A 21,353-nucleotide genomic window follows, 5' to 3' on the forward strand; every position below is an offset into this window, starting at 1 on the left:
ATCACCAAGCATGCAAACCAGGCTGTAAGCCTCCTCGAAGCTGTGAACGTTCCTGCCGAACTCAAGGCTAAGCTCACTTCTCAGGATCAGTCCGACGAAGCCGGCATCCAGGCTCAGCGCGCTAACGTTGCTGAACTGAAGGCTGCTCTCGCTGGTGCAACCGACGAAGCTTCCGTAAGCCTCCGCGACGAATTCGCCGACTACCTGGTCAAGAAGTCCGTATGGATCTTCGGTGGTGATGGTTGGGCATACGACATCGGTTACGGTGGTCTCGACCACGTCATGGCAACCGGTGAAAATGTGAACATCTGCGTCCTCGACACTGAAGTTTACTCCAACACTGGTGGACAGGCTTCCAAGTCCACCAACCGTGGCGCCGTCGCCCTCTTCGCTGCCGCTGGTAAGCGCGCTGGCAAGAAGGACCTCGGTCTTATCGCCATGAGCTACAAGAATGTGTACGTTGGCCGTATCGCCATCGGCGCAAACGACGCTCAGGCTCTGAAGGTTCTCCAGGAAGCAGAAGCTCACAATGGTCCGTCTCTGATCATCTGCTACTGCCCCTGCATCAACCACGGCTTCGATCTCAACAGCCAGCTGGAACACCAGAAGATGGCTGTGGATTCCGGTTACTGGACTCTGCTCCGCTACAACCCGGCTCTCGCTGCCGAAGGCAAGGCTCCCCTTGTTCTCGACTCCAAGGCCCCGACTATCCCGGTTGCAGAATACATCTACACCGAAAACCGCTACAAGCAGCTCACCCGTAACAACCCGGAAGTTGCTAAGAAGCTGGCCGACGACCTCCAGAAGGAAGTGGATGCACGCTATGCATTCTACACCGCAATGTCCCAGGACACTGAAGGCCTGATTAGCCTGTAATTGGTTAACGTCGTCATCCTGAGCGACCGATGGTCGCGAAGGATCCAGACCTGAAGTAATAAAGATGAGAGTCGAAGAAATTTCGGCTCTCGTCTTTTTTATATATAAAGAAAGGGGGAAACTTCCCCCACACTCCATTGCTGATGATGTACATCCTGAACAAGTCCCAGGCGGCTCCGGCCAACTGGGCTGCATACCTGGGTGTTGGCATCTTCGGTGGCGTCGGCATGATGGCATCTGCCTGGTACGTGGGCAAGTCCGCTGCGGACCGTTTCGTGAAAAAGGCGAACCGCGTGTTGAAGGCGAAGAGAAAACTTGACCTGACTCAGAAGGCCAAGTCTACTATGTCTATTCTCAGAACTGCGAAGATCTAATTACATGAATTATATTTCGACCAACTGCAGGTTGATGTGTTTACAGGAAAAGCAGGTTCAATCGGGCCTGTCTTTTTTTCTTGTGGTGATAAGGACCTTGATGATTTTTTCCATTGTGATGCTGCTGAATACGAGCATACACTTTTCGGAAAGACTTATGCTTTTGTGCATAAGAAATCTGGCGAAATTTCATCGATGTTCACGATATCGAACGGAAGCGTTCAGGCTCGGCAGATGCGTCGCACCTTGCGAGATAAGGTGCCATATCCCAAGAGGCTGATTCATAACTACCCGTCTGTGCTAATCGGTCGTCTTGCTGTAAATGAGAACTTTCAGGGGAATGGGATTGGTTCCGAAATTCTTGATTTCTTGAAAATTTGGTTTTCTGATTCGCATAATAAGACTGGTTGCAGATTTCTCGCCGTTGATGCCTACAACGCACCGTCTGTCTTGAAGTTCTATGGAAACAATGAGTTCTCTTTCATATTCAAATCAGAAAAAGAAGAACGAGAAAGCCTTCAGCTTCACGAAAATGAGCCGTTGCGTACACGCATGATGTGCTGCGATCTGTTCCATTACGCAGAATCTCTCCGAAAGAGCTTGGTAGCGGTTTCTCAAAAACGATATTGACTTTACGCCCCTTCTTTTTCTCTGCGCCGTATTCAAAGTGTATTCAAAAAATGTGTAGATTGTATATTATTTCACAGAAAAGTCTAAAAATTTCATAAAGATAAAACTTTTGTATCAAAAATATTGACAGCGTGAAAACCCGTTAATATTTTTGGAGTATGGAATCGATTTTAAGGTACCAAGATTTTCGGCGCTATTTGCAGGATTTTTACGACTGGAAAAAGCGCACGTCGAAGTTTTCGTGGCGCGACTATTCGAAAATGGCGGGCTTTGTTTCGCCGGTATTCATGAAGCAAGTATGCGAGGGTAAGGCAAACCTCGGAAAGAAGGCGACCGTCAAGGTGGCGGACGCGTTTAATTTTACGGGTATTGAGCGCGACTATTTTTTCAACTTGGTTATGTTTGCGCAAGCAAAGACCGATGACAAGAAACATTTCGCTTATGCCGAAATGGAGACTATCGCAAAGGCGAGCAAGGTGAACCTTGTCGGGGCCGAGGCGTATAAATATTACGATTCTTGGGTACACCCCGTAGTGCGTGAATTGGCGCCTGCCATGCCGGGAGCCGTGCCGAAAGAAATTGCGGGCAAGTGCGTTCATGAAGTTTCTGCGAAAGAAGTGAAGGAATCTATCGAGTTCCAGGTCCGTGCGGGACTCCTTAAAAAGACGGATGACGGCAATTATTCGCAGACAGATAAGTTGCTTGGCGGTGATACTCAGTCCATGTCTTTGGCCGTGCGTTCCATGAACAGGCAGATGGCGACATTTGCGGTCGATGCGATTGACCGCTTTGCCGCAGATGAACGCTATGTCGCGGGTGTTACCATGGGTGTCTCGGATGGTGCCTTTGAAAAAATTGTCGAAGTCCTGAAAAAGTGCCGCGAGCAGGTTCTAGAAATTGTTGCAAACGATGACAAGGTGAATCAGGTGCTGCGCCTGAATTTGCAACTGTTCCCGTTGACCGAGAAAATAGAAGGTGCAGACGATGAAAAGTAAGATGTTTGGAAAATGTTTTGCCCCTATAACGATATGTGCTTTGGTATGGACGGTCTTTGGTTGTTCAGAATCTTCTACTGCGGGTGGAACCGTAGATGACAATTCGGTAGTGGCGATTTCTGCAGATGAAAAGGCTGTTTTGGAACATCAGGTTGATTCTACAAAGGTCTTCGCTGATGCTGAAACTGCAGATATTGATGATCATGAAATTGATTCATCCAAATATTGGGTTGAAATTAATTTTAGGGGTGAGCGAGAAATTTATTTCTCCTATGAGAATATCGATCCGTATTTTGATTGCCATGTCTACGCCTACTACATGGAATTTGGTGTGCGGAGCGTTAACGCTTTCGGTGTGGGGAATATTTCCCAGCGTACATTATTCCTAACTGCGGATGAATGGGGAATTGTTTCGCATGAAAAAATAGACAATCTTTATCTTGACCATGCCATTTGTGAAGATGAATTTTTGGATTTTGAAAAATATTGCCAAAATGGTGGTGGGGAATTGTTTCGCCATTTAGTAAACTGTGAAAGCGGAAAACTGCACCTGACTTGTTCTTTGTCAATAGGACATTTGAATGGAAGTGTCGAGTCAATTTTGAATGATTACGCTGAAAATATGAAAACAAGGTGCCTGGAGAATCGGTAAAATGAAAAGATTAATGCTAGGAATAATACTCTTTTCTTTGACCGTATGTGCGGGCAAAGAGAAAGTTCCGTATTTGCCACCTTATGAACCCCATAGTTCTGTTTCGCCAAGAGTTCAGGAATTCTTGGAATCTTCAAGAAGCCTAAATTGGGGCGCGGATTCTGCTGCAGCGAGCTACGATGCCTTAGGCAGAAAAGTGAAGTCAAGTCGAACCGTAAATACCCATTCATTTATCCCTCGACAAGTGAAAATGAATGTCCAGGTTTCTTCTTTAAATATTCCTAAAAAAGATGAACGGACCATATCTGCGGAATATCGATATGAAAATGGGGTGCGTCATTATTGGCTAAATGGAGTATCTGTTTCAGAAACGGATTATTTTAATAGCATACAGACGAATCAGTCCTTTTATATTCCGAGTTATACAGCGTCGTTGACTGCTGAAGAAATCTATTCGTTGCTGAATGGTTCGGAACCGGTTTATATTAGTGAAATTATGGAAGCGGAAGACGCTGCTACTTATACGCGAATTCTAGATACGACGCGTGTGTCTACATGGGCCTTTGCGAATGGGTACAATGGTAGCGGAATCGGTGCCTATATCGCAGAAAATGGTTGCCCCAAGACTTCTATAATAAATACGTCAAATTTTGTGCAGACTAGCTCATGCGCTAGTGGAGTCACAAGACACGCGACATCTATGGTTCGTATTTTTCAAACGACGGCACCCAATGCTGTTTTGTATCAGTATGCACAAGGAGAGTCGCCAAATATTGCGCCGTATTCGAAAATAGAAATAGGATTTCATTCTTATTCTGTTAATGGCGGTTCGTCTTACGTCGCAAACGATGCTGTATTAGACAATTTTATTTATGCAAATGATATAGCGTCTTTTGTTGCTGCCGGAAATCAAACATCTTCTACGGGATCTTTTTATGTGACAACTCCGGGAAAGGCGCTAAATGCCATTACGGTAGGGGGCGTTTACCCTTTTACAAACAACTATGAAACATTTTCTCGGTGGAAAAATTCCGAGATAGAAAATCAAAAGCCGGAAATCGCGACTTATGACTATTTCTCTTTCCCGAATGATGCACACTTTGTAGATGACCATGACTCTACTTATAACGGAGTGTCTCGTGGAACAAGTGATGCAACTGCTTTTTCTGCTGGAGTTATGGCCGATGTCCTGCACCAACATCCGTTCTTCAAACATCGCCCGGAAATGGCAAAGGCTCTGCTGATTACAGGGAGTACAAAGCAAATAGCCAATGCGGTTTCTTTTGATCAAGACAACATTAGTGCGGCGGCAAAGGGAATTCCGTTGTACGAGGACTTGGGATGGAATACGCGCTCTAGATATTGGCGTGGTACAAATTCTTGTTGCTTTACTGGCGATTCTATTGTATTTACGGAAACGGATATTGTAAAAGATAAAAGGTATCGGATAGCAATTTCTTGGCTTGTTCCTGGATCGTATGTTTTTTCAAATAAGACGATTTCTCAAGATATTGATTTGTACATAATTCAAGATGGTTTGTATATAGCGTATTCAAATAGTGTAGACAATCCGTTTGAAGCGGTAGAGTTTACAGCGAACTCTAATAGCGATTTGAAAATACGGATAATTCGATATGCAAATTCTGGAGTCGGAAATGTCGCTCTTGGCTACAATTTGTGGTATGAGTAAAGAAATGAGAAGGGAATATTTTTTTCGCCGGGACACAGGTGCTGTTGGATAATTTAACGTAAAAAAGAGAGGTGAAAAATGGGACATAAGTGCTATATATCCTTTAAACAAGAAGATAAAGATTATAAGAAGAAAATCCAAGAGTGGGTTGATGACGATAAAATCGATATGATCGACAAATCGCCCGTATTCAACAATTATTATAAAAGAAGATGAAGGCAATATTCCATTCGACATATCGCATAATAGGATGGTTAGTTCGTTGGGATCTGAAAAATTGCGAGATATTGTTCTTAGTGTATGTGATAATCTCGGTACGCCGGCAGCCCAAATCGTTAAGTTTGAAAATCTGATGTGGTATAGTAAGGAACTTGATGTCGATGCTATAAAAACATTCTGTGAAGACAACGATACCTCTATGATTGCTCGAAATGCAATGGTATGGTTTGTTTATAAGTATGCCTCATTGCACCGCATAGATTATAAGGACGCTTCTAGAATCAAGAATGCCTTCAAAACGCCGCAAAAGGTTATTCAAAAAGGTTTAGTCCGCGGGATTAAAGGGTGACATTTCTATTGTTATTCGCAATTATATTATAGCGATTACCGCTTTGTCATCTAAAAGCTTTTTATCGCCTCAATCAATTTATGAAAAGTTGTACACGGATTTTGGCGTGTACCGCCATTTATTTCATACAGTTTTTCAGCACCTTTTACCGCTTTTTCTAGTCTCGTTTCGCCCAAAGCTGTAAATAAGCCCTTTTCTGCTTTTAGGTCATTGATGGTTGCGTTTGGTTTCAATAGTTTGCTCTTTTTTAGCAATTGCAAGGCTTTCTTTTGAACGTCAATACGGCTTGATGACGAATCCCTATATTCAAAGTGCAAAATAAGCCAAAGTTCAAAACATGGATTTGAATAAGCGACGTCTACACCTTTTTCAGATGCGCCACATAAAGCTTTGTCAAAATTTTCTTGAGTATGTCCGCCGTTTTCTGATTTGATGTTTTCGACAGCATCTCGATCAATTACAATCCAACGCTGTTCCGCGTCTTCATACTTTGGGTCGGAGCATAAATCGGTTAATACGCCGCATGGATCCGTATGCTGATGGTTTACAATCAAAACTTTTGATCCTGAGGCGATTCTTCTTGCGTCTTTTTCCGATTGAATCAAATCATTAATATAGTTTGGTTCAGTCTTTTCACCTTCACATGCAATCAAGAAAAGCTTTCTAAGAGAAAGCGTTTTTCTCTTCCTTTTGAAAGACTTGGTTTTAAAGTTTCGATGTGCCAAAATTACACCTGTTTAAAGAAGTCAAATTTACCGATATAAGGAATTGCTCCGTATTTCCCTAAAATATAATTTTTCTCGATTTTATCAGAATTCCGAACATTGTTGTAATCTGAAAGAGACGCTAAATGAGATCCTCCGAAATGATCTTTTTCAACAAAATATATTTGTTCTTTTCTCATCAAAGAAAGATCTAGTAAGTTTGTATCCTGCGATGTGAAAACTAGTTGTGCTCCCAATGTATTGATTTCAGGATCGTTAAAAAACTTAATTAATTCACGAGTCAAAATCGGATGTAGGTTAGCATCCATTTCATCTAAAAAAAGAACGTGTCCTTCCAATAAAGCCGCAACAAACAATTCTGCTATGAAAAACATTTTTTTTGTTCCGGTTGATTCGTCATCAAATAAATCAAAAGGCACCATACCTTCTTTCTTTTTATTTACACTAAACTTTTCATGAATTGTTTTAACGGTTCGGCTTTCAATAAAAAAATCTTCAAATGACCCATCGGCCATTTTTCTTTTTTGCTTCTTTAAGCTAGAAACATCCTTTAAAACATCTTTAATTCCAGTATCGGCTGCTTGCAAGAATGCTGCAATCATGTCTTTTTGAGTTTTTTCATCTAAAAAATCTAGCCATTGGGGCGAGAAAATACCACGTAATCCACCTTCATCATCAAAGGATATGTGGGTTAATGCATTAAACCATTCTAAAACCACCTTAGCTGATTCCACATTTTGTTTGTCAGCTTCCCATAAATAAAGAAAATTATTTGGTTTAACAATTTTCTTTAATGAAGGAATTTTAGAATTTGGTTTAAATATGTTTTTCTCAAATTCATAAATAGTTGTCGGACGAGTGGATTCATACACCAAAAGGTATTCCGAAACAATCTCCTTTGAATTGTAGGAGAATCCGTACTTGTATTTTTTTGATTCTTTTTCGAATACTACGTCAAAACTTGTTGGAGCTGTTTCTGTTTGCGAGGATAGCCTAAAGGGATTATATGGTAATTTATCCGTAGAAAGCATAATCCTATCTAAATTCATAACAATTCGCTGCATCATCTTCAATGCGTGCAGAACATTTGACTTTCCAGAAGCATTCGCTCCGTAAAGAACTACAGAGGGTAAAGCCTTTGGTGAATTTTTCAAATCCATCATGCTTAGCGTTAGGTCGTCTTTTATCGATTTATAGTTGTTAACAGAAAATTCTATAAGCATGCCATTATTATAGAAAATAAAATACGAAAAAGCAAATTTTAAATTTAATTCTCGTCAAAAATTTACAAAAACAATGATTAAAATCTGTTTTTGCGGATCCGAATGTTACGAAATAGGTTGGTTGACGTGTGCTGAATTCTCTATAACAACGTCGTCAATTATTTGTCATTTTCTTGCGTTAAATACTTGCAAGCATTTTGTGGAGTGTATTCAAAGCGTATTCAAAATTCTGAAATTTATAAAATTGTTGTAGAAAAATGCAGCCAAATGTAAAATTAAAGCATTATTGTACTAAAAATGTTGACTAGGCTGAAAACCTTGTGTAGATTTAGTGTTATGCATTCCATATTAGGATGTTGTTGATGTCATAACAAAGAGGGGGCTATATGGCTTATCCTGTACCTACAGATTGGACTGTTTCTGGAACTCTCAACAAGAACGGGGTCCCGTTTTTTGAGGGTAAAGTTTATGCCGACAACTTGAATAATAACGGCCAATTTGAGCAAATAGCAGAATCGGGTATTTCCGCCGACGGCTCCTTTACGCTGACCTACTCTCGTGGAAATTTTCAGAATGGTGACGAATCGCTTGAGTTTCCCACGATTCGGATTCGTGTAGAAGATTATCAGGGCAATAATCTCTGGACCTCCAATACTTATAGGGAACCAAGTTCTGCATTGAAGGTGGGGGCAATTGATATCTTGAAATCTCCCGACCAGAATGGCGATTGCCGTATTTTTGGAATTGTGAAAAATGAGCAGGGCAACATCCTTGCGAATATAAAGATAATTGCCTATTGCTTGCATTTTGTCGATACCTCTGTTGACGGTGAAGCCCCCTCGGGATATTTTGAAAAAAAAATTTTGGGTGAAACTTTTTCTGGTTCTGATGGTAAATATGAGAGACGATATAGTTCTTCTTTGTTGCCGGTAGGCCTTTTGCTTGATTCGAAGGAAGATTACGGAAAAGACAAAGTCTCTCTTTATGCGGAAGCCTATGAGAAAAAGGGTGGAATATATTATCACAAATCGACCGAACACCTTGTTTTCAACGGAAAAACAGAACAGGAAATAAACTTCACTCTAAAGTCACAACAGGAAACCTTTGAGTGTGAGTATGCGAAACTCGATTTATTGCTTCGCGTTTATCGGAATACGGTTGATTCTTGGTGCACAGCACCGGTAAACAACACGAAAAAAATCAATGCAATTAGTACTTTCTTGAACTCCAACACGGTGTTCCCTCTCGTCGCGGGGCGAGAAAGGGTTGTTGAAAGCAATGTACAGGCTTATTTCAGAGCCTACAGCATGCTTCTCCAGCTGCAAAATCGTTATCCCGATGATTATGGCAGTCTGGAACAAGACGCAGAAAATAGTTGGCTCGAAATTTTCTTTGCCTTGGCTTTGAGAGAAGGAGTCACTACGCTCTACAAACTGACCAAGGTTAAGCCTACTATTATCCAAAAAACATTGTTTGGTGCCGTATCCGACGGGTTGATTTGCCCTGTTGACACCTCGCTTATTTTAGACCTGTGGCAAAGGCTGGTGAATGGCGGAACATTGCGGAGCGCGGAAGACGAAGACGACAAGAACGATTCCCTTACCATAAGCCAGCTGCTCAGCCTGTATATCAAGGAAGACTTGAGTATCGAATATCCCGAAGAGGGAGAAACTACAGAGAATGGTGAAACTCCTGCTGATTCTGGGGACAGTCCGGCTTCGGGTGACAATGGTTCCGGCGCAAACACGCCACAAGATGACGGAGATTCTGAAGAAGAACAAAAGGTAACGGAACTTCCGCACTATGTTGCCGTAGAAAATTTTGAGGAAGAATCTTCAGGCGAAGGCGAGGAAGTCGCTGGCGAAGGTGAAGGAACCGGTAATGAACCTTCTTTAGAAGGAGAGAACCAAGAGGAATCTCAAGAAACACCTAAATCGGCAAACCAGATTCTTTACGAAGAATTGCTTGAAGCCTACTATAGCGTGGGAGCTGATATCGATGCGTTTATTGAACTGCTGCAAGAAAACGTTCTGCCCGAAATAAATCAACAGACAGAAGGCGATTCTCCTACTGAGCCGGGCGAAACAGAAAATGAAACAGAACCGGAAGAGGAAGAAGAATACGACATTCAAATTGATGCAAATGGTATTTTGCCTGAAGTGCAGGTAATTGAAGTTCCTCATCTGACGCAGGATGAAATTTCTAGATTAAAGGCCGTTTTTGACCTTAACGAGTTCTTTGAAAAGTTTGCTCCTGGGGTTGTCTGCACTTATCGTTATGTGACGAAAAAAGAGAATTTTGAATTCAAAAAACTCTCGGACCTGTTGCGTCTCGCAGACTCGGACTGGGAAAATATTGTAAAAGCTATAGCAGAAGATTATTATGTTCTCTATTGCTACGAAAGTGATAAAAGTGACAATGAAGACAACTCGGATAACGGACAGGTGGAACAGGAACCAAATTCTGGAGACGATCCATTAAATAACGAAAACGAACCGACCGAAAAATTAGACGAGGCCCTTCCTTGTGCATTGCCTGCGGAATTTCCCGGCAACAACGTCAACTTGAAGAAAATTATTTACGCCCGCCAACTTTCGGAGCGGATTATAGCATGGTACCCGCAGCAGGCTTTGTTGTGGGAGTTAAAAGGCCTATTTGAATCAGGCTCGAACTGGGCGAAGGTTTGCGAAGAGCTAACGACTCCGAAGTGGGAAAAGTTCTCACTTTCTGACACTGACTTGGATGAATATATTGGCAAGAATGAAACTTTCTTTGATATTTCTGGTGTAGAACTTGAACCGGATCCTGAACCTATTGCCTTAGATGAAGGTGAAGAACAGGAAGAACCTGCTGAAAATCAAGAAAACGGAGCCACGGAAGAAGACGATAGTGAAGAAACGCAAGAATTGACCGAAGAAGAGATAAGAGACAAAAAAAGAAAGCAGAATAAAGAGAAAATCTTGCAGTTGCAGCGGCTCTATCACCTGACTGAGAACGCAAAGGCAATTGCCTACCTCGTCAAGCATGACTTTAAATCCGCTTACCAGATTTCTACGATGAGCGAAAATGAGTTTATCGCTCGGCATGGTAACGGAGTTGGAAAGGTGTCTGAGGCAAGGAAAATCCATCGACTTGCCCAGAATTATATGGCGGAAGCCGCTCTCAATATCCAGGCATATGTTACAAGTTCTGGTGAAGAACCTATTGAAGAAGACGCTTTTGAAGAAGATGAATTAAATGAAGGACAAGAGGAAAGTTCGTCTCCGCAAAACATTCAAGATTCACAGAATGTAACTCTTCGGGCTCTTCCGCGGGCGCTTCCTAAAGTGGGAATGTTGAAGGCCACAAGGTCTACAATCAGCACGAATACAGCAAAAATTCGTGAAGCGACCCGAGATACTGCAAATTGGGCGGGGCTATTCGGGAATATTAACTTCACCAAAGCAACTCAGGGGCAATCTATACTTAGCGCCTCTGCATATTATATTGACCTGCTGAAGTTCCTGAAGAAAAGCTCCGCTTATAGCATGTTTGTGGCTCGTCGCCCGGATTACCTTGATTTGCAACTGACCAAGGCAAATGCAGAAATACCGATGCCGACAATTGACTTGGGTATAGAATTATTGGAGTGCTTGGTAGATGAGAATCTGGATAGAGGTCAAAAGGCAAGACTGATTGCCAATAATAATCCTGATGGAGTGACTGCGGCTGAATTAAGAGCGGAACCCCTTGAATTTAAAGCCCCTGATAAATCATCAATAGATGCTGCGGCATGCGACCTTTTGGCAACAAAGATATACCCCTTCCAGCTGCCAGCCAATTTTAGTCGAGACAAGGCCAAGAAAATTCTTTCTAATTTGTCGTTGCATTTCTACGACATTGCTGAAGCGCAGGAATTGAACGGAGAGGGTTCAAACACTTGTAGGGAATTGCGTCTTGATTTTAATCAGCGTTGCCTTGTTGACTTGCTGAGTACGGATCCAGAAAAACAGAGTGCCCTCGCACAATTCAATAACCAATACAATACCTGGGATTTGTGGGGATTGAAGGAACTTGCTAATAAAGTCCTATATCCTGACAAGAATTATACCTCCGCAGGAACTTACATTGGAATTTTGCGACGTGTCGCTATATTCATGCAAAGAACTGGATTCACTATTCAGGATTTGAATGAAATTTTAAGAAAAGATACTTTTAGTGATGTTTGCTACAGACCCAAGGATTCAAAATTTTACCAGTTGTCCAATATCAATGGTTACGAATTTGCTGGGAAAACAACAATAGTCAATAAAAAGGAAGTTGAAACGCCCGTTGACTGGGATTCCTTCTTCAAGAAGATGGCTGTGCTTGTACATAGGAAGAATATCCTTGGCTGGTCGCTTTCCGATGTACTGTTGACATTTGACTTGCCCCTTGAAAAACTAGATGTGATTTGCGAACTGATTGGTCGATATGGAGTCTCTGTACAGGAAGCCCTTGTTCTGGGTGGCGAACAAGAGGCTTCGGCAGAATTTATTAATTCAGTTTATCAGTTGCCGAATCTGCTAGTAAACGTGAATAAGGAAGATGATGGATATCGCCGCATTGTCCTCAAATTATTGACTCAGGGGTTAAAGCTGTCAGAAGAGGACTCGATAAGGGTCTATGGCATAATAGATGTTGATGAGAATGCTTCTCTTTTAGAAGGGCTTTTTGAATGCTATCGATACACTCTTATTGCAAAAACGTTTGGCGTTTCACTTTCAAATTTAGACAAAATTATAAAATATGGAGTATGGACCAATAGTGATTGGCACAGTCTTGAAGGAATAAGAAAATTCTCCGATGAATGGCGCATCCTTTCGGGAACCTCCATTGATGCGGAATTTTATCTTGATCTTCTTGCTCCCATTAGTGAAGATGAAAATCAAGCAGCAAGGGACTTTGCCGCAAACATAGCTGTTGCCGATCTTGGGGATAGGAATGTTCCAGAAGGTCAATGGGAAAATAATCTAAATCTTTTAGTGGGTGCGGAGTTTGGCATTGCTGAAGAGGATTTTGAAACGCTTATAAAACTTAATGAGGCTTGGATTCCGTTTTATAATGCATTCTCTACCTATTACAGTAATTTTCATATATGGGAAGAAGCTTTCAAGAATGATGAAAATACGGAAATTCAGAAGCCCGAATATCCCGAAGAGCAAATTCCTGTATATGTTGACTTTGCAAGAAAAATAAGGGTGTTTAATTATATCCAGACGACGCATCAGGGCGTAAACCTGGACAATAATTTATTTGTGCAAATTGCTTTGATAGAGCAACCCTCGAATCCTACCATATCACCTCTAAACAACATGTGGACTCTTGTCTATGCTAACTATACGACAGATCGGTTGCTTTCAGGAGAGTTTAACTTAGACCTGTTGTCTAATTTAATGAAAAATGAAAATGAAGGCGATTGGGAAAAACTAGAAGACATTCTAGCGATTGATGGCGATACGATTGAAAGATTGAGAGATGATTCTTTTGGTATAGTTGCTTCTTCATACACCAGTGCCCAAGGCTGGATGAAGTTTACAAAATCGTATGAATTATATGCCAAGACGCATTGCGTACTTCCCGATTTGGAGCAATTGCTGTATGAAGATAATGCTGGTTTCAATGCTTATGTAATGCGTTTTGAACAAACAATAAAGAGCAACACCAAGGAATCCGAATGGTTGAAGTTTGCTCAAGAAATGAACGATGACCTTCGCAAGAGAAAACGTGATGCCCTAGCTGCGTATGTGTGTTGGGATTCCTGTTTCGTTCCGCCTAGTGATTCTGATTCTATTTCTGAACATGTAAGTCGCTACCCGCGACAGTTTGTTGACGAAAATGACATCTATGCTTATTACCTGATGGATGTGAAGATGGAACCCGACATGACTATCTCACGCATCGTTCAGGCATCGGCATCTATCCAGCTTTTTGTCCAGCGTGCAGAACTTGGCCTGGAGGGCCAAAATGTTTTGACCGATGAACAGCGTGGCGAATGGGAATGGATGAAGAATTACCGCGTGTGGGAGGCGGCCCGCAAGGTGTTCCTTTATCCTGAAAACTGGATTGCATCTGATTTACGTGATGACAAGACCCCCTTCTTTGAAGAATTGGAAGACCGTATCCAGGAATTTTCTGATGACCATGCAAGCCTTGAAAACGCCCTGTATGAGTATCTTGAGAAAGTTCGTGAAGTCTCAAGTATTGAAATTATCGGTGCGACCAAGGAAGATGGTGGCAATGAGGGTGGAATCCTTTACACTCTGCACATTGTTGGCCGCACACAGGGGGAACCCCATACTTATTACTACCGCAAATACAAGGCGAAAGCGATTCTTTCGGGAGAGTGGACTCCGTGGGAACGGTTGGATGTCGATATTCCGTCGGAAACGGTTTCTCCTGCGATTGTAAACCAACGCCTTTATCTATTGTGGCCACAGGTGACCATGGGACAGCGGAATCTCGAAGCCGCATCCGAGGGAGGTTTGGAAACAATCGAATATTACGCTCGAATCCAGATCTGCTGGACTAGTTATACGGGTACCAAGTGGACGGGAACCCGCATGACAAGTAACGCCCTAATTGATGCATCGACGAACCCGCTTGATTTTGCTCTTGGCGACAATGAAAAGATTGATGACCGCTATAACTTGAAAACGGTGTCCTCGATAGACCGAGTGTCTGTTTCTATTGTTAAAACGGCTTACCATTATCAGGAATATGAAGAGGTTGTCGGAACTACCGAGGTCATGGATGGTTCGACTAAGGTGAATAAAGTGACAAAGCGTATCTATGACAAGAGCCGTCAATATTTCAAACGTGCGGCGATTGTGACGGTCTATGCCGATGGGCGGGATGAACTTGAAATGTATACTGCCGATTATCAGCCGATAGACGACTTTGCTCCTGAACGCACGAAACTTATTCATGGCATATTTACCGAGGCAGATGAGTTTACATGCGGAAACAAAGGATTTAATTATCCAGAAGATAATGTTGTATTGAACTATACGCCAGGTCAGTTCCGTATTGTAGCAACCAACCTGTCGATGTTGAAATTGGACAAGGATGACAAGGTGGAATATTTGCCGTTCTTCTACATGGATGGCCGTCGAACTTTCTTTGTGCAGGCTGTGCCGAAAGACGGTAAGGCGAATTCGGCTCAGAAGAACTTCCGTTTCGAATTGCTGTCCCATTCCTTGGTTGACGATTTCTACAAGCGCTATCGCGACGGAGGAACAAAGTGGCTTTATACGCGCGAAACTCAGGCCTTGCCGATATCTGACAGTTATTATTATTCATACTCGTATTACAATTATTATTTCAGCGTCTATCTCGGCTACTACATGGCGGGCGACTGGCAGGCTTGGGACTTGGGCCAGACCATTTTCCGTTACAATTACTGGCCCAACAAGGCTAATGTAGATGGCCCGTACCCGGCTCCCATGGTGGATTTTGTATGGGGTGGCGCAAATGCCATGTATAACTGGGAACTATTCTTCTATGTCCCGATGCTCATTGCCGAAAAGATGATTGCGGAACAGAGCTACGAAGAAGCCCTGCTGTGGCTACAACTTGTGTTTGACCCTAGGGAAAAGTTCTCGTCCTATGAAAGAACGAAATATTTTATCCAAGATTTGCCCAAGGGTGCGCGATACTGGAAGTTCTTGCCGTTCTTTGCAAATAAGGACGCTGCTAAATCCGTTTTGGAAATGTTGGGACAACCTACAGCGCAAGATAAATTGCCTGACCGTTCTGCACTTTCGTCGCTTGTAGATAAGTGGAAGAATGACCCTTTCAATCCTCACCTGATTGCTCGTTATCGCAATGTTGCATACCAAAAATATGTGGTGATGAAGTATCTGGATGTGCTCATTGGATGGGGAGACCAGGAATTTACGAAAGATACTACGGAATCTGTGAATTTGGCAATTCAGTTCTATGTGCTTGCGGCGGAATTACTTGGTCCCAAGAATTCTGAAGCGCCAGAACCAGATGCTGTATCTCCATTGACGGTTCGGCAGTTGCTTTCAAAGACTGATGACTTGGGCAATGCGTTTATAAAATATGAAAATTCGGCTCTTGTTGGTAGGGACAAGGCGAAGGTCCTGAATATACGTGCGATGGATGATCAGGCAAAACGTACCGGAAATATCATAGAATCGATGTTCTATTTTTCCGTGCCACGCAACGATACCTTGTTCTCTTATTGGGATATGGTTGCCGACAGATTGTACAAAATCCGCAATAGTCTCAACATTCAGGGAGTCAAGCGTACGCTTGCCCTGTTTGCGCCACCCATTGACCCGGGAATGTTGGTGAAGGCTCGCGCAATGGGCCTTTCCATTGATTCTATTTTGAACTCTGCTAACGAAAAACGTTCCATCTATCGATTCCGCGTCATCGTCAAACTTGCTGTTGATATGGCGAAGGATGCTTGTCTGATGGGCCGAGACTTGCTTGCAATTCTTGAAAAACAGGACGCCGAACAGTTGCAGGTCTTCAAGGCCAAGTGTGACAAGGCTGTTATTGCAGAGAGCAAGGCAGTCCAAGAATTGGAAGTCAAGTCGCTGGAAGCCGAAAAGGTTCGGCTTGAAGAAAAGAAGACTGCAAAGCAGAATACCTCTAAGAAGCAAAAGGCCATGCACCTTGTGTCTGCTGCCGAGAAGAAGTATCAGAAGTTGATGGAGAAAGTGGCGAAAATCCAAGAAACTGTCGAGAAAGTCCGCAACATCGCTTCTGCAACATTCAAGATCCCTGATTTCAAATATGGCTCCGTGGTGAACGCATTCGGTGGCCCGAGATTCGACATAGAATCTTTGGGCGGTACGAAATTGGCCGAGAACCTTGTAAGTGCTGCTGAAAGTTACGCCGCAAGGTTTGCTCAGCGACAGTTGGATGCCGCAAAGACAAAGTTGCAGGCTGAACTGGAACGCCGTAAAAAGGAATGGCTCCTGGAAGACGAAGAAGCCGACGCCGAAGTTGTCGAAGTCGAAAAGCAGGAAGTCGTTAACGAAATCAAGACTCAACAAGTTGAGAAGAAACATAAGAATATTGAAAACGAAATTCTTCGCTCTGAACAAGTTTACGAAGCTCTTAGCGAAAAATTCACGAACAATGAATTGTATGTTTGGCTTGAAAAGGAACTTGGCAAAACTTTCAAAAAATATGTGAATCTTCTAATTGAAGTTGCCAGGATGGCAGAGAATGCTTATCATTTTGAAATTCCGAATGACAACAATAACAAACCATATATTCAGAACAATTATTGGGACTCTTTCTACAAGGGATTGCTTGCTCCAGAAAGGATTTTGCTTGACTTGAGAAGGATGGAAAAGGCATATTTGAAGAATGATGAACATAAAACTACAATTACGGAACCAATTGTTGTAGAGGCAAATTTGTCTCCTAAAATTAGTGAAGGAACTTGCTCAATCACAATAAAAGATCTTAATCAAAAAATTTCTGAATGTAATGAAAATATGCGTATTTTAGACATGCGTGTTCAAATTATTTGTGAAACTCCTGTTGCTTCTTATACTAGATTATATGCCAAACTTAGTATAACAAAAGGGGATTTAACAAATAGGAATTGGGCTACGGGAATGTCTTTTTCAGAATTTGATAAATTTGATATATCTTTTCATAGTGACCAATATTTGCCATTTGAAGGTGCGCGCTTAACAGACGAATTCACTCTTTATTTAAAAAGAGATATGGATGCCGATTCGATGGTCAACTTTGTAAATGCTAAAGTAGTTCTATTTTTAACTTATACAGCATAAAAATGGAGGTTGTTCTTATGTCGAAAAAGTGTTTCTACATTGTTTTCCTTTTTTTCGCTTTTTTTGCGTTCGCCGAAGACTGGGATGGCTCAACATCAAAACCATCTTCCAAAGAAATAGATGGCGTTGAATATTACGTTATCACAAGTCCGAGTGAACTTGCTTGGTTTGCGTATCAGGTGAATGAAAAAGGTGAAAGTAAGATAAATGCAATTCTTGGGAATGACATCCATTTTATGGACAATGATTCTCTAACTAGCAAAATTTCATCATCAACCATTGGAGCTTCTAATTCAAGTGTATACGACGGCATTTTTGATGGAGCTGGTTTTACAATCTTTGGGTTGTTCTCCAATGGCGCAATATTTGGTTATACAGGTGAAAATTTTATCCTCAGGAATTTTTCTGTAAAGAAAAGTAATGTTGTTACATGGGTTGCATTAAACTATGGAGTGATTGAAAATTCTATTGAAGAGAATGATGGTGCGAAACAAATTGCTGGTTTTGCATATACAAATTATGGTTCCATAAAAAATTGTTTTGCAAAAAATTTTGGCATAGCATTTATAAATAGAGGCTTGATAGAAAAATGTAATAGTACGGGAACAATTGGAGCCTATTATTCTAGTGGCTATTCAGGTGGTGCGTTTAATGAAATAAAACAAGCCGCTAATAGGGCAGGCATTGTTATAAATAATTATGGGAAAGTAAAAAATTGCACTTTTGAACCAATAAATAAGGTGGTTGTAACTAATGGGTATTTTGGTGGGATTTCCGTATATTCAGGAAAAAATGGTATTGTAGAAAACTGTCTGTTTAATGGGAAAATAAAATTACAGAACAAAGAATCAAGTCCCATTCATATGGTTTTTGGTGGAATTGTCGCAAGTACTAGTGAAAATACCCAAATTCTCAATAGTATCGCTTTTGTTGAATCGCTAATTGTAAATGGTGTTGGCGATGGGAGTATAGGAGGGATCGTAGGGGATATGGATGGTTATACTTCTGGTTCTGCAGATCTAGGTGGAATTGTTTCTGGTTCGTATGCAAACATACAAATAGATTCGCTCGTTTCACCCAATAATAGTAATAGCGGAACCTATTATAATGTTTATGTTGGTGGAATTGCTGGTGAAGCAAATCTATGTGATTTGAATAATTCTCGATCGAACCTAATCATAGGAGAAGGAGTAAATATTGGAAGTAAAAATTTCTTCTATGCATCATCTCTTGTGGCTAGTATACAGGGCGCGTCTTATAACAATTCTCAAATAAGTGCATCGTATGGAGTTCTAAAAACTAAAAAAAATGCAAAAAATCACAGGTATGGTGGTGTTACTTTTGAAGCGTCATATAGCCGTTTAAGCAACGTTTACTATGACAAAGCCATTTCTACCCCTGACACAATGCACGCTGTTGGAAAACTTGATGGAAATTCAACACAGACAAATGTCCTTGGCAAAACGACCGCGGTCATGCAGTCGCCGGCTTTTGTTGAAACTCTCAACACGAATGCAGGCCTTGATGACGATAGCGGCGTCTGGCAATACTGCGAGGGCAATTATCCGATTCTCGTAAGCGAAGGATCCTGTGAAGAATTCTATTCGAAGTTTGGTCTGTCCAGCAGCTCGCAGTCGAGTAGTTCTAGCACGGAATCGTCTTCATCAATTTCGTCATCGTCTGTTGAATCTAGCTCGTCGCAGGCTCCAAGCAGCAGCTCTGAGAAATCGTCTAGTTCTTCAAAGGAAGATTCCTCTAGTTCTGTGGCTCCGCCTTCGAGTTCTTCTGAAGAACAGAGTTCGTCTAGCGTTGTGCCGAGTAGTTCTTCTGCAAAGCAGGAATCTTCTTCAAGCGAAGCGAAGTCTTCGTCCTCGGCAAAATCTTCGTCGTCAAAGGCAAATAGCAGTTCGTCGGAGAAGTCGAATTTCGTGATGGCACCCCCGCAAAAAAAATTCAACCTTGCGGTGAATGGCATGACGATTACGCTCTCCAATACTCAGGGCGGGAATGTCCGCATCTTCGATGCGCTTGGTCACTTGGTTGTTGCGAAGCCGCTCTCGGCGACAGGCACGACAGCGATTACTATGCAAACACCCGGCAACTACATTGTACGGGTGAGCGGAAAGTGCGAAGTGGTAATTCTGAAATAGGAGAAAACATTATGGCAGCCCCGAAGAAAATCCTTTTTTGGCCTGATGTATATAAGGAAGAGGGCCATTGGCTTCCTACTTTTGCTTGGGCCGATTACCTGTATTCGCAGTGTGTAACCATCAATGACGAAAAAGTCCATAAATATGAAGTCGAGTATATGGGAATATGTGATTGTGGGAAAATTATTAGTGATTATGTAACGGTTAATCCGATTTCTGAAAAATATTGCATATATCATTACAATAATATTTTGTCGAAAACATATCCCAAGGGGTATACGAACGAAATTCAAACAACTCCGAGTAACCGATGGAAAACGGATCATATTTGGGTAATGGCTTGTTTGGGTTATGAAGATGCTCAAATGTCTGAGTTTCCTTTTTCAGCTAATATTATTAGTGATGCGGTATCTTTAAGGAATACTATTACGACCAGGCTGCCTGATATGCTTGTGTCTGGATATTTTACTTCGTTAGAAACATTGATTCTCTATTATCATTCTAAGAATACCGCCTCTTCTATCAGTGGACAGTTGAAACAATTTGCCATATCGACAACATATCTTCGTCATCCGAATGACGACCCTGCAATACATGCCTTGCAGAATTTGATGGCGTTTTCGCCAGAAGAACAAAATATGCTAATTAATATTGTAAGGAATCATCAGACTAATCCTGATTTGTGGCATGAGAATTGTAACTGCACACTTGAGGAGTTTGTGACACCTTTACGGACGTTCAATGAACTTATTCCGTGTCCGCAGCAATTTGATTATAAAAATTACGCTAATCATCATGGAGCGCTTGTTCATTATGGGGAGCCTTGTATAGTTAGAGAATTGATGCCAATAGATGATGACGGTTCCGTTGAATGGGACGATGTGCTAGAGAAACCAAATTTGATTTTTGTAACGGCTGGTTCCCAAATTCTTGATTATGAAGATAGTGCCCTATCATTGTTTAAATCAATGATTGATGCTATGGCATCTGCAGAAATGAAGGATTACCATCTTATTCTTTGTGTTGGGTCAACCCTTATTCAAAAAAAATGGGATTGCCCTGATAATGTAACAGTCTGTGGGTGGGCTCCGCAGAGACGAATTCTTAATGCAATGCATGAAAAACTTCAGTCTGATGAAAATAAACAAAAAACTTGTTGCGCTATTATTCATGGTGGTCTGGCAACAATCAAGGAATGTATTTATTATGAAGTCCCATTCCTTGTGTTGCCGCTAGGAAAAGACCAAATGGATAATGCCTTAAGGCTTGAAGACTGCGGTATAAAAAATAGATTTCATATAGAATATATAAAACCAAGGTGCTTACTTTACTTCATTGATCAGATTTTACACGATTATACATCACTTAGTAATTTGAAAAAGATGAGCAGTTTGTTTCGTAGTGCGGAAGCGATTCATCCGAATGCGACTCGATTGGCAATGTTGGCGTCGGCCATACCTGAACAAACGGGAGAATGAATACGTCCAGAATTTTCTGAACGATGACAATAAGCCTTGACTCGTTAGAGTCTGGGCTTATTGTTTTAGATTTTTCGACTTCGTACCTCGTGGATAAATTTTTGATATGAAGTCGTTTCTTGTATTCAAAGCGTATTCAAATTTTTGAAATTTAGAAAACAATGTAAAAAACTTTTTTAATTGTAAAAA

General features: G+C 41.6%; 12 protein-coding genes. 10 read left to right on the forward strand and 2 right to left on the reverse strand.

The genetic code is table 11. The features are described from left to right. The 7 genes from B7992_RS08020 to B7992_RS08050 all read left to right on the forward strand — a co-directional run. A partial coding sequence (locus B7992_RS08020; RefSeq protein WP_254917651.1) for a thiamine pyrophosphate-dependent enzyme occupies nt 1-876 on the forward strand: 876 nt, incomplete at its 5' end. 143 nt (nt 877-1,019) lie between these two features. Further along, a complete protein-coding gene (locus tag B7992_RS17150) occupies nt 1,020-1,250 on the forward strand; it encodes a hypothetical protein (RefSeq protein ID WP_254917652.1) in 231 nt (76 codons plus the stop codon). A 36-nt stretch (nt 1,251-1,286) separates the two neighbouring features. Further along, the gene (locus B7992_RS08030; RefSeq protein ID WP_088665991.1) at nt 1,287-1,880 is read left to right on the forward strand and encodes a GNAT family N-acetyltransferase; all 594 of its coding nucleotides are present in this window, start codon (nt 1,287-1,289) and stop codon (nt 1,878-1,880) included. Nucleotides 1,881-2,038: 158 nt separating this feature from the next. Then, complete coding sequence (locus tag B7992_RS08035) at nt 2,039-2,875, forward strand: TIGR02147 family protein (RefSeq protein ID WP_088665992.1); 837 nt, start codon at nt 2,039-2,041, stop codon at nt 2,873-2,875. After that, nucleotides 2,865-3,527, forward strand: a complete 663-nt coding sequence (locus tag B7992_RS08040; RefSeq protein ID WP_141100409.1) for a hypothetical protein — start codon at nt 2,865-2,867, stop codon at nt 3,525-3,527. The genes B7992_RS08035 and B7992_RS08040 overlap by 11 nt, the downstream gene beginning before the upstream one ends. 1 nt (nt 3,528) lies before the next feature. Beyond that, nucleotides 3,529-5,217 (forward strand): S8 family serine peptidase, encoded by a 1,689-nt coding sequence (locus B7992_RS08045; RefSeq protein WP_088665994.1) that lies wholly within the window; start codon nt 3,529-3,531, stop codon nt 5,215-5,217. Nucleotides 5,218-5,479: 262 nt separating this feature from the next. Then, nucleotides 5,480-5,785 carry a hypothetical protein gene (locus B7992_RS08050; protein ID WP_141100410.1) on the forward strand — a complete coding sequence of 102 codons (306 nt, stop codon included), beginning with the start codon at nt 5,480-5,482 and terminating at the stop codon, nt 5,783-5,785. 50 nt (nt 5,786-5,835) lie between these two features. On the opposite strand, the gene B7992_RS08055 is transcribed toward B7992_RS08050, so the two are convergent. Together B7992_RS08055 and B7992_RS08060 are read right to left on the reverse strand one after the other, a co-directional pair. Then, nucleotides 5,836-6,510 carry an RloB family protein gene (locus B7992_RS08055; RefSeq protein WP_176421886.1) on the reverse strand — a complete coding sequence of 225 codons (675 nt, stop codon included), beginning with the start codon at nt 6,508-6,510 and terminating at the stop codon, nt 5,836-5,838. 2 nt (nt 6,511-6,512) lie between these two features. Next, nucleotides 6,513-7,673, reverse strand: coding sequence for an ATP/GTP-binding protein (locus B7992_RS08060; protein WP_254917653.1), 1,161 nt, complete (start codon nt 7,671-7,673; stop codon nt 6,513-6,515). Between the two features lie 446 nt (nt 7,674-8,119). Here B7992_RS08060 and B7992_RS08065 point away from each other — a divergent pair, with 446 nt between their 5' ends. The 3 genes from B7992_RS08065 to B7992_RS08075 are packed head-to-tail and all read left to right on the forward strand — an operon-like array spanning nt 8,120 to nt 21,164. After that, nucleotides 8,120-17,536: a neuraminidase-like domain-containing protein gene (locus B7992_RS08065; protein ID WP_088665998.1), complete on the forward strand. Its 9,417-nt coding sequence runs from the start codon at nt 8,120-8,122 to the stop codon at nt 17,534-17,536. A 17-nt stretch (nt 17,537-17,553) separates the two neighbouring features. Continuing rightward, nucleotides 17,554-19,686, forward strand: coding sequence for a T9SS type A sorting domain-containing protein (locus tag B7992_RS08070; protein WP_141100411.1), 2,133 nt, complete (start codon nt 17,554-17,556; stop codon nt 19,684-19,686). 11 nt (nt 19,687-19,697) lie between these two features. Further along, the gene (locus B7992_RS08075; protein ID WP_088666000.1) at nt 19,698-21,164 is read left to right on the forward strand and encodes a glycosyltransferase; all 1,467 of its coding nucleotides are present in this window, start codon (nt 19,698-19,700) and stop codon (nt 21,162-21,164) included. Nucleotides 21,165-21,353: the final 189 nt, after the last annotated feature.

Origin of the sequence: Fibrobacter sp. UWH1, assembly GCF_002210365.1 — a bacterium.
Taxonomy (GTDB): domain Bacteria; phylum Fibrobacterota; class Fibrobacteria; order Fibrobacterales; family Fibrobacteraceae; genus Fibrobacter.